The 9,908-nt window shown below is 67.9% G+C and carries 8 protein-coding genes and 1 pseudogene; 5 read left to right on the top strand and 4 right to left on the bottom strand.

Going from position 1 to position 9,908, the window contains the following annotated elements; genetic code table 11:
- Positions 1-104 precede the first annotated feature (104 nt).
- Positions 105-302, top strand: coding sequence for a DUF4236 domain-containing protein (locus tag C1I97_RS23400; RefSeq protein ID WP_073947165.1), 198 nt, complete (start codon positions 105-107; stop codon positions 300-302).
- A gap of 64 nt (positions 303-366) precedes the next feature.
- Positions 367-1,896 carry a helix-turn-helix domain-containing protein gene (locus tag C1I97_RS23395; protein ID WP_111005157.1) on the top strand — a complete coding sequence of 510 codons (1,530 nt, stop codon included), beginning with the start codon at positions 367-369 and terminating at the stop codon, positions 1,894-1,896.
- A 129-nt stretch (positions 1,897-2,025) separates the two neighbouring features.
- On the opposite strand, the gene C1I97_RS23390 is transcribed toward C1I97_RS23395, so the two are convergent.
- The 3 genes from C1I97_RS23390 to C1I97_RS23380 form a co-directional block, all read right to left on the bottom strand.
- The gene (locus tag C1I97_RS23390; RefSeq protein WP_111005156.1) at positions 2,026-3,198 is read right to left on the bottom strand and encodes a tyrosine-type recombinase/integrase; all 1,173 of its coding nucleotides are present in this window, start codon (positions 3,196-3,198) and stop codon (positions 2,026-2,028) included.
- Positions 3,199-3,326: 128 nt separating this feature from the next.
- Positions 3,327-3,614, bottom strand: coding sequence for a helix-turn-helix transcriptional regulator (locus C1I97_RS23385; RefSeq protein WP_258382705.1), 288 nt, complete (start codon positions 3,612-3,614; stop codon positions 3,327-3,329).
- 144 nt (positions 3,615-3,758) lie between these two features.
- Positions 3,759-4,466 (bottom strand): hypothetical protein, encoded by a 708-nt coding sequence (locus C1I97_RS23380; RefSeq protein ID WP_111005154.1) that lies wholly within the window; start codon positions 4,464-4,466, stop codon positions 3,759-3,761.
- A gap of 519 nt (positions 4,467-4,985) precedes the next feature.
- Between C1I97_RS23380 and C1I97_RS23375 the strand changes: the two genes are divergently transcribed.
- From C1I97_RS23375 to C1I97_RS23365, 3 genes are all read left to right on the top strand, one after another.
- Positions 4,986-5,765 (top strand): hypothetical protein, encoded by a 780-nt coding sequence (locus tag C1I97_RS23375; protein WP_111005153.1) that lies wholly within the window; start codon positions 4,986-4,988, stop codon positions 5,763-5,765.
- A 190-nt stretch (positions 5,766-5,955) separates the two neighbouring features.
- Positions 5,956-7,212: an IS256 family transposase gene (locus C1I97_RS23370; RefSeq protein WP_111005152.1), complete on the top strand. Its 1,257-nt coding sequence runs from the start codon at positions 5,956-5,958 to the stop codon at positions 7,210-7,212.
- Between the two features lie 30 nt (positions 7,213-7,242).
- On the top strand, positions 7,243-8,043 hold the full coding sequence (locus C1I97_RS23365) for an alpha/beta fold hydrolase (RefSeq protein ID WP_111005151.1): 801 nt from the start codon (positions 7,243-7,245) through the stop codon (positions 8,041-8,043).
- Positions 8,044-8,572: 529 nt separating this feature from the next.
- Here the strand turns inward: C1I97_RS23365 and C1I97_RS23360 are convergent.
- Positions 8,573-9,908, bottom strand: a pseudogene (locus C1I97_RS23360) (DEAD/DEAH box helicase); the annotation flags it as partial.

Below are 9,908 nucleotides of genomic sequence, written 5' to 3'. Positions count from 1 at the left end.
CCTCAACTCGGGTGCTCCACCCATCAGTACGCCAAGTCGGGGTATCCGGAAGGAGTCCGGCGGCGAACACGGCTGCCGCCACCGCCTTCGGAAGGAGCACCCGCATGCCGCTCACGTTCCGCAAGAGCTTCCGGATCCTCCCGGGAGTGCGACTGAACATCAACAAGCGCTCCTGGTCGTTCACCACCGGCGGGAAGCACGGACCGCGGTACACCCACAGCAGCACGGGACGTCGTACGACATCGATGGATTTGCCCGGACCTTTCGGGTGGCGTCGAACCCGTAGGGCCAAACGTCACTGACAGTGCATCACCCGAATGGCCCCCTTAAGAGGCGCCATCTCATATCTGAGATAACCTCAGCCTCATGGCAGACGACTACCTCGTACGCATCGGCAAGCTCATCCGCGACGCCCGGCAGCACAGAGGCTGGACACAGGCACAGTTGGCCGAGGCGCTCGGCACCAGCCAGAGCGCGGTCAATCGTGTCGAGCGCGGCAACCAGAACATCAGCCTTGAGATGATTGCCCGCATCGGTGAGGCCCTGGACAGTGAGATCGTATCCCTGGGCTACGCGGGCCCGATGCACCTGCGGGTGGTGGGCGGACGCCGTCTGTCCGGCGCCATCGACGTGAAGACGAGCAAGAACGCGTGCGTGGCCCTGCTGTGCGCCTCGCTGCTCAACCGGGGGCGCACGGTGCTGCGCCGGGTGGCCCGGATCGAGGAGGTGTACCGCCTCCTGGAGGTGCTGAACTCCATCGGTGTACGCACCCGCTGGATCAACGACGGTACCGACCTGGAGATCGTGCCGCCGGCCGACCTGGACATGGGCGCGATCGACGCCGAGGCCGCCGTCCGCACCCGGTCCATCATCATGTTCTTCGGGCCGCTGCTGCACCTCATGGACCACTTCAAGCTGCCGTACGCGGGCGGCTGCGACCTCGGCACGCGCACCATCGAGCCGCACATGATCGCGCTGCGCCGGTTCGGGCTGGACATCACCGCCACGGAGGGCCAGTACCACGCCGTGGTGGACCGCGCCGTCCGCCCGGACCGCCCGATCGTCCTGACCGAGCGCGGCGACACGGTGACCGAGAACGCGCTGCTGGCGGCGGCCCGCCACGACGGGGTGACCGTCATCCGCAACGCCTCCTCCAACTACATGGTGCAGGACCTGTGCTTCTTCCTGGAGGCGCTGGGCGTCCGGGTCGAGGGCATCGGCACCACCACGCTCACCGTGCACGGCGTACCGGTCATCGACGCCGACGTGGACTACTCCCCCTCCGAGGACCCGGTGGAGGCGATGAGCCTGCTGGCCGCCGCCGTCGTCACCGAGTCCGAGCTGACGGTGCGCCGGGTGCCGATCGAGTTCCTGGAGATCGAGCTGGCGGTCCTGGAGGAGATGGGCCTCGACCACGACCGCGGCGAGGAGTACGTCGCCGACAACGGCCGCACCCGCCTGGTGGACCTCACCGTCCGGCCCTCCAAGCTGGAGGCGCCCATCGACAAGATCCACCCGATGCCGTTCCCCGGCCTGAACATCGACAACGTCCCCTTCTTCGCGGCGATCGCGGCCTCCGCGCAGGGCAAGACGCTGATCCACGACTGGGTCTACGACAACCGCGCCATCTACCTGACGGACCTCAACCGCCTGGGCGGCCGACTGCAACTCCTCGATCCCCACCGGGTGCTGGTCGAGGGCCCCACCCGCTGGCGCGCCGCCGAGATGATGTGCCCGCCGGCCCTGCGCCCCGCCGTCGTCGTCCTGCTGGCCATGATGGCCGCGGAGGGCACGTCGGTGCTGCGCAACGTGTACGTCATCAACCGGGGTTACGAGGACCTCGCCGAGCGGCTGAACTCGATCGGGGCGCAGATCGAGACCTTCCGGGACATCTGAACGGCAGATGCCGCCGCATCCCCTCTGACCTGCGCTGATGCGGGTCGGGAGGGGGTGCGGCGGCACCTCTGGGACTTCTCTGGGACTTTGGGCCAGGAGCGGGCTGTTCCCGGCCGCTCGGAGTTATGGCTACGCGAAGACCGCGTCGATGGCGGAGCTGCCTCGTGCGCCCGCGCGGGGCAGAAAGTGCGCGTACTTCCGGAGTGTGAACCCGGGGTCCGAGTGGCCAAGCCACCGGGCCAGGGAGACGACCGACTCGCCGGCCTCCAACTGCTCGGAGGCGTAGAAGTGGCGCAGGGCATGGTAGCCATGCTCCCGGGAGGGCTCCCAGACACGGGATCCGTCTGGAGCGCTTTCCTCCAGCGCGGCGATCACGCCGGCCTCGGAAAGGGCTGGCTTCCAGACGTAGGAGTTGAAGTAGTTCCGGTTGATCGCCTTGCGCTCGCGACCGGTCACCAGGAGGTTGTACGTCCTGGGCCGACGGTGCTTGGCCTCTACCGGGGTCTGCGGAGGGCTCGGGTCGTCCCACGGCATCGTGACCGGCACTGGTGCGAAGAGCTCCATGTGCCGACGCAGGGACTTGGCCACGCTTGAGGGCAGGGGCACATCCCGGACCTTGCGGCCCTTGGGAAGCGCGAAGCACAGCTTCGTCCGCACCATCTTCACCTGGCGCCGGATGTGCACGACCTCCTCATCGAAGTCGATGTCCTCCATCGACAGGCCAAACGCCTCCCCCTGTCGGAGGCCGAGGCCCGCGCCGATCTCGACGAGGACGCGATAGCGCTCCGGGAGAGCTGCTCGTACGGCCAGCACGCGTTCCGGCGGCCACGCCTCGACCCGGCCCGGTGCGGCTGCCGGTGGGCGGACCGTACGTGCGCGGCATGGGTTGCGTGCGAGGCGGCGGTCTTCAACGGCAGCCTGGAGAACGCTGGACAGCGTCGCCCAGACGAGACGGATCGAGGTGGGACCCAGATCCTTCTCAAGACGTTTCTTCCAACTCCGCAGCACTTCGGTACCAACGCTGTTGAGCGGCAGGGCACCAAGGTGCGGGACAATGTGCCGGCGCACCCGCTGCTCGATGCGCTCAAGGGTGGACGGGTCACCGCTCTGCGTGGGCCACCAGTGGGTCGCGATGTAGTCCTTCAGGGAGATGGCTCCATCCCGCGGATCGACGAACTCGCCTCGGCGTGCGTCGGTCTGGGCCTGGGCGAGCCAGGTCTTGGCGTCCTGGAGTGCGTCGAAGGAACGGTCCTTGACGCCGGGGATGCCCTTGACGCGGTAGCGGGTGCACTTGCCGTACATGGTCGTGCGTTCGCGCTTGCCGGTCGTCGAGTTGGGGCGCTTCTTGAGCCATCGGTCTTCTATGTAGCCGGCCAGGTGAAACTCCTTGATGTAGAGGATGGGGACGGTGCTCTACGGCGTTTGGAGCGTCAGGCGCTGGTGAGGCGGGGGGACCGCTCCTGACGAGGAGCGGTCAGCGGGTTGAGCGCCGCGTTGGAGCGCGAGTCGGCCTGTTCCTGCTCGCGGACCCAAGCGTCGAGGGCTTCCAGTCGGTACATGACGCGGCCTCGTGGACCCATGCGGAAGCTCGGGGGTCCCTGTCGACGGTGGCGCCAGACGTAGAGGGTGTGGGGTGAGAGGCCGAGGTAGTCGGCGGCGTCCTTCACGGTCAGGAAGGCCGTGCGTACGGTGCCGGGCGAAGCGGTGGGGGCAGGCAAAGATCGGGCAAGCATCGGTGGCTTTCTGTGAGGTACGGGAGGGAGTGGGCCCGGGTGGGTGGAGAACCAGTTCTTCACCCACCCGTTGCCTCGTGGTGAGGCAGGAGGGAAATCGCGGGACCGAACCACAGCTCGGAGCCGGCGTTACGGGCGGTGCGCAGTCGGGCTCGGCTCACTCGGCAGGTCAGGAAGGCGGAGGGCAGCTTCGAGCCGGTCCCAAGGGATTTCATCCGGTGTCGGCTTGCGAAGGCAATGTGCGAAGCGTTCGGCAAGGCGAGGGGCGCTCATTCCGGCGCACTCGGCCACCGCGAGGATGTGCGCCGCGGTCTGGTCACCGTTCTTCAGCCATGCCGCGATGCACGCGTCACGCAGGGCCGAGACTTCCCCGCCGATCGGGGAGTCGAGTTCGTGCGCTTCGAGCACCGCCTCCCGCGCCTGCCGCCAGACCTCCCGGTAGACCGAGGCGGTCAGCGGTCGCCCATCGTCGAGGACGAATATCGCGTCATCGGGGAGGAGATCACACCGGGTGATCTCCGTCTTCAGGATCGCTACCAACTGAGTGCTTGCGGGAACACGACGCACGGCGCCCGCACCTGCAACTTCCTTTCCGTGGCGGTCCAGTGCTTGTTCCTGAGCGTGGATCAGCAGCACACCACTGCCGTCGTCCGCGACTTCCACGTCTCGGACGCGCAGCATCAGCGCTTCCTTCGGCTGAAGCGCCGCGAGAGCGATGGATGCCAGAAAGGCCCGCAGCATGAGCCCGTTCCGCGGTTGTTCGGCGGCCCAGTCCAGGATCGCAAAGCACTGCCGATCGGACAGAAGAAACGATTCGTCGTCAGTAACTACAGCCATGCGAGGACTCCTTGGGGCCAGACGTGAGGGTAGGTACAGCAGTCCGGTAACCAGACAGGAACCGCACGGCGACCGAACCTCTCCAATGGTCCGGAGAATCGCCGGTTTGGGTAACCGGCGGTCCCGTGCTATATTCCGCCGGTCCCGCCCACGCTCTTCCGTGAGTTGCTCTAGGTTCACTTGCTTTGCGGGACTATTCCAGTCCCTTCCAAACTCAATGTGTCTGCCGTCGGCGAATCATCGCGTCGGCCCCAGAACCACCGAGGTTCGCCCTCCAAAGCGCTCTCCCTGAACGAGCGAAACTCCGGAACAGAGCAGGCGTCTTCTAAGCACGTGCTCCTTCCGCCTTCAGCGATAGGGTCGACACAGACCGCCGTCCAGACAGCGCTTCGACACCCTGTGCCGGGGCCTCCGATGGGCGACGAACGGAAGCCGTGATCTGCTCCACGGCGGCGATGTCGCCGCGATCATTCTGGTCAACGGGGTTCGACTGTCAGACCGAGGTTTTAGTGTGGAACGGTGACTTCAGACGTCAGCAAGGTCTCAAGCGAAGAGGCAGCGCTTTCTGTAGAGGAGACCATCCTCGGGCAGGCTGCCTGGTTCCTTCATGAGCGAGGAGACGTTCAGGCGGCAGCCCTTCTACTGGATGTTGAAGGAATCGAGTGGTCTCCCGGCAACAGGTTCGGCGACTGGATGGATGCCCGCCTTCTGGTTCCCGGATGGCTGATGGACCGGTTCTCTGAGGACTTGCTTGCGCGGATCCGGGACGCCCTCCTGCCGATCGCTGAACGGAACGGCGTCGAAGCGCACTCTGTCTATGTCGGGCCAGCGCTACCAGACGTGGTCGCGGACTGGAGGTCAGCTCTTCAGGGGCGGCTCACCGCCGACACCACAACGAACCACGCCGCGCGTGTCACCGATCCGAAACCGGAACTGCGACGCGACGGATTCGTTTTTGACTCCCGCGAGGAGATACGGGTCTATGAGGCGCTCAAGCGCGCCCAGGCTGCCCTCCCCGCCGATGCCACCATCTCCATCTTTCCTCTGCCGCTGGGACGCGTAGGAGTCGGCAACACATGGACGCCCGACTTCCTAGTCGTTCGTGAAGGCAGGGCGGGCCTGATCGAGGTCGACGGACCCCATCACCGCGGCCGACTGGCGGCTGACGGGACCAGGGATCGGCACTGGCGGAACAGCGGGTTCGTTCACATCGAACGAATTCTGGTGGAAGAAACGGCCAAGGACGCTGAGTTGGACGCCCTGGTCAGGACGTTCCTCAAGCGGCTGCGCACACATTAGCCGTCCGTACTCGACTCCGTCCCGCATGTCTGTCGGGCACTCGGACACTGCTGGATCCCGCCCTCCGACGGGAGCAATGCTCAATACCTGTGGATCAGCCCTGACGGAAGGAGGCGTACCTTCCCGATGGATCGATCGATAGGTCATCGAGCAAGGCCGACGTTGCCGCGTCGGTCGGGAAGGCACGCCCGTGCTTACGGTAGTCAACGAGGACGGCAGCACGCCAAGCGGCAGCTCGCTGCTGGATGAGATCGTCCGGGAGGGTGCGCGGCGGATGCTGGCCGCCGCGCTGGAAGCCGAAGTCAACGCCTACATAGCCGAGTTGGCCGATGAGCGCGACGCCACGGGGCGCCGCCTGGTGGTCCGCAACGGCTACCACCAGCCCCGGCAGGTCACCACCGCGGCCGGGATGGTCGAGGTGAAGGCGCCGCGGGTGAACGACAAGCGCGTCGACGAGGCCACCGGCGAGCGCAAGCGGTTCTCCTCGAAGATCCTGCCGCCGTGGTGCCGCAAGTCGCCGAAGATCAGCGAGGTGCTGCCGCTGCTCTACCTGCACGGTCTGTCCTCCGGCGACTTCGTGCCCGCCCTGGAGCAGTTCCTCGGCTCCTCCGCCGGGCTCTCTCCGGCGACGGTCACCCGGCTGACCCAGCAGTGGCAGGCCGACCACGCCGCCTTCATGGACCGCGACCTCGCGGAGGTCGACTACGTGTACGTGTGGGCCGACGGCATCCACCTCAACGTCCGCCTGGAGGAGGCCAAAGCCTGCGTGCTCGTCCTCGTCGGGGTGCGCGCGGACGGCTCCAAGGAGCTGGTCGCCCTCAAGGACGGCTACCGCGAATCCGGTGAGTCCTGGGCCGACCTGCTGCGCGACTGCGCCCGCCGGGGCATGCGCGCCCCGGTGCTCGCGGTCGGCGACGGCGCCCTGGGCTTCTGGAAGGCCCTGGCCGAGGTGTTCCCCGAAACCCGCGAGCAGAGGTGCTGGGTTCACAAAACGGCCAATGTCCTCGACTCCCTGCCGAAGTCCGCGCAGCCCGGCGCGAAGAAGGCCATCCAGGACATCTACAACGCCGAGGACAAGCAGCACGCCGAGGCGGCGGTCAAGACGTTCGCCCAGCTCTACGGCGCGAAGTTCCCCAAGGCCGTCAAGAAGATCACCGACGATCAGGCCGAGCTTCTGGCGTTCTACGATTTTCCCGCCGAGCACTGGATCCACCTGCGGACCACGAATCCGATCGAGTCCACGTTCGCCACGGTCCGGCTGCGGACCAAGGTCACCCGCGGCGCCGGCTCCCGCACCGCCGCCCTGGCGATGGTCTTCAAGCTGGTCGAGTCCGCCCAGCAGCGGTGGCGTGCGGTGAATGCGCCCCACCTCGTCGCCCTCGTCCGGGCCGGAGCCCGCTTCGAACGCGGCCGGCTCGTCGAACGCCCCGAGGCGGTTGCGGCATGATCGAGGCCAGCCGATTCCCTGGGGGCCGACGTGGCATGGTCTGAACACGTGGTGGTGCGAGACGGCGTCCGGCTTGCCTGCCGGGACTGGGGCGGGCCGGGACAGCCCCTCGTGCTGCTGCACGGCCTGGCCGGTCACGCGGGTGAATGGGATGTGCTGGCACAACGCTTGAGCTCCCGGTATCGGGTCGTCGCGGTCGACCAGCGCGGGCACGGCGCCAGCGAGCGCCACCCGCGGGACGTCTCCCGCGCCGCCTACGTCGCCGACGTCATCGCCGTTGTCGATCAGCTGACGCTGCGGCGGCCCGTCCTGGTCGGCCAGTCGCTGGGCGGGCACACGGCCCTGCTCACCGCCGCCGCACATCCCGGGCTCGTCCGCGCACTCGTGCTCGTCGAGGCCGGCCCCGGCGGCCCGAACCCGGACGGCCCCGCGGACATCAGCGGATGGCTCGACTCGTGGCCGGCACCGTTTCCCTCACGCGAGGCGGCAGCCGCGTTCCTCGGCGGCGGACCGGTCGGCGCGGGCTGGGCGGCTGGGCTGGAGGAACGCGAGGGCGGATGGTGGCCTCGCTTCGACCGGGACGTGATGGTCCGCTCGCTGGCGGAGAACGCCCGGCGTTCCTTTTGGCGCGAGTGGGGGCAGGTCGCGTGCCCCACCCTGGTCGTCCTGGCCCAGTCCAGCTTCATCCCCGCGCAGGAGGCTGAGGAGATGCTCCGGCAGCGACCCGCCACCATGGCCATGAGCATCCCCGGCACCGGCCACGACCTGCACCTGGAACAGCCCGAGGTCCTGCACACCACGCTCGCGGACTTCCTCGAGGGCCTCGCCTGAAACTCCTGCACGGTCACAAGGACACCAAAGTCAGGACCCGCCCATAGCCACCGATCCACAGGTCTTGACAATTACTCCTCCGACGGAAGGACCGGGCCCAGCGTGTGCGGCACGGTCAGCGGGCGCTGCGATCGATGAGAGGGCTGTGCCTCCAGCGGATCACGTCGTCAGCGGCATGATGACCCCGTCCAACAGTGCGATGCACAGCGTCATGAAGCTGAGGGCCGCGATGCTGCCCCAGCCGATCGCCTTGTCCACCGGGGCCTTGACCAGGCGGGCAATGCCGAATCTGATGAGACCGGCGAAGGTAGGACCCCACGGTGCGCGAGATGGTGGCCGCCACCAAGGAGTCCGCGCCCATCATCGGGATCGGCTCCGCCGGGCGGATCGTCTCAGTCGACCTGGACGCGGAGTCGCCGTACATCCTGGTCAACGCCTCCACGGGCGGCGGCAAGTCGGTGACTCTGCGGTGCATCGCCCCCATCTTGGCCGCAGTCCCGCGCTTGGTTCCCTGCGACAGGGCCAGGCGCTACCGGGCGCGCCGGGTGGTGACGAGCTCGCCGTTGTGGAGACGGTGGTCCAGGTCGAGGCCGCTGTCGAGCATCGCGAGGACATCGAGGTGGCGGTCGGCGGGCACGGTCGCCACCCGGCGGCGGTCGCGGCGGACGCGGATGGTTGGGTAGCGCTCGCTGGGCCGTGCGACGTTGACTGGGCCGTCGGGTGTCCCTGCTACCAGCCGGGTCAGCGGAGTGGTGGCGGCGTGGTTGTCGAGGAGCTGGTTGATCGGGTCGGAGGGAGTGCGGACGTAGTCGAGGAGGTCCTGGACCTCGTAGTCGTTCGCCCCGTAGTGCTGCGTCCAGCCGTCGATGTGGTGCTGGGCGGTCCACTGCCGCAGGCCGGCCGACCGGTCTCCGAGACGGGCGGCGTCGCGGCCGAGGAGGTGGGCGATGCGCCGGGAGGTGATGCCGGAGGTGAGCAGGGTCAGGGCCTGCTCGGTGTCGACGCCGTGGCGGATGTGCCAGGCAGTGTGTGTGTTGAGCCTGGGCACGCCGGGAGATAGCGCGGGGCTGGTGTTGACCAGGTTGATCAGGGCGCCGACGGTCCAGCTCAGGGCGTGCCCGAAGGCGGTGCTGATATTGCGTACCGCCTGTTCGAGCGCCCACCCGTCAGCGACGCCGGGCTGCCAGGAACGGGCGAGGTCGGGGATCGTGCTGCCGGAGATCCACTCGCGGAGCGCGGGGGCGATCGGGACGTTCATCTGCGTGCCCCGCGTCTCCTTGTCCTTGAAGCTCCAGGTCTTGGTGACCTCCGGGACGTGGTCGAGTAGACGGTCGAAGACCTGGTGCTCGGTGAGGAAGTCGAGGGTGCGCTGCAGCGGCCATTCCTCCGGCTCGGCGAGCCGGTCGCCCCCGGTGGCGTCGTCCACCGTGTGCCGCTCGAGCAGCACGGCCAGCTGCTTCGCGAGCCAGTCGAGGTAGCGGGCCGATCCCAGGCTGGTGCCGGTTGCGGCCCACCGGCCGGCCTGGGCCGGGTCGGTGGTATCGAACACGGTGGCGACCTTGTCCGCGAGGGTGAGCCACCGGCTGGTGTGCCGCCCGTTGCCGGTCTGGGACAGGGCGAACAATGCGTCCATGGCGTCGATGGGATTGCCCTGCGGCGCCGACGAGGAAGCGTGGAGCTGTAGGACGAGCCAGACGAACGAGGCGAAGTCCGCGGCGATGCCGTCCGCCAGCGCGAAGACTCCGTCAGCGTCCTGCCGCAGGGTGTCCTCGGCGGCGGCGAGTTCGGCCAGGGCCTCGCCGGTCAGCAGCGCGGAGACGACGCGCAACTGCTCCGGGTCGGGGTTGAGGGAGTCGAACTCGGCG

Origin of the sequence: Streptomyces sp. NTH33, assembly GCF_003236365.1 — a bacterium.
In the GTDB taxonomy this organism is placed as follows: Bacteria; Actinomycetota; Actinomycetes; order Streptomycetales; family Streptomycetaceae; genus Streptomyces.
Note: the sequence above shows the minus strand (reverse complement) of the source record. Positions and strands in the feature narration are given on the sequence as shown.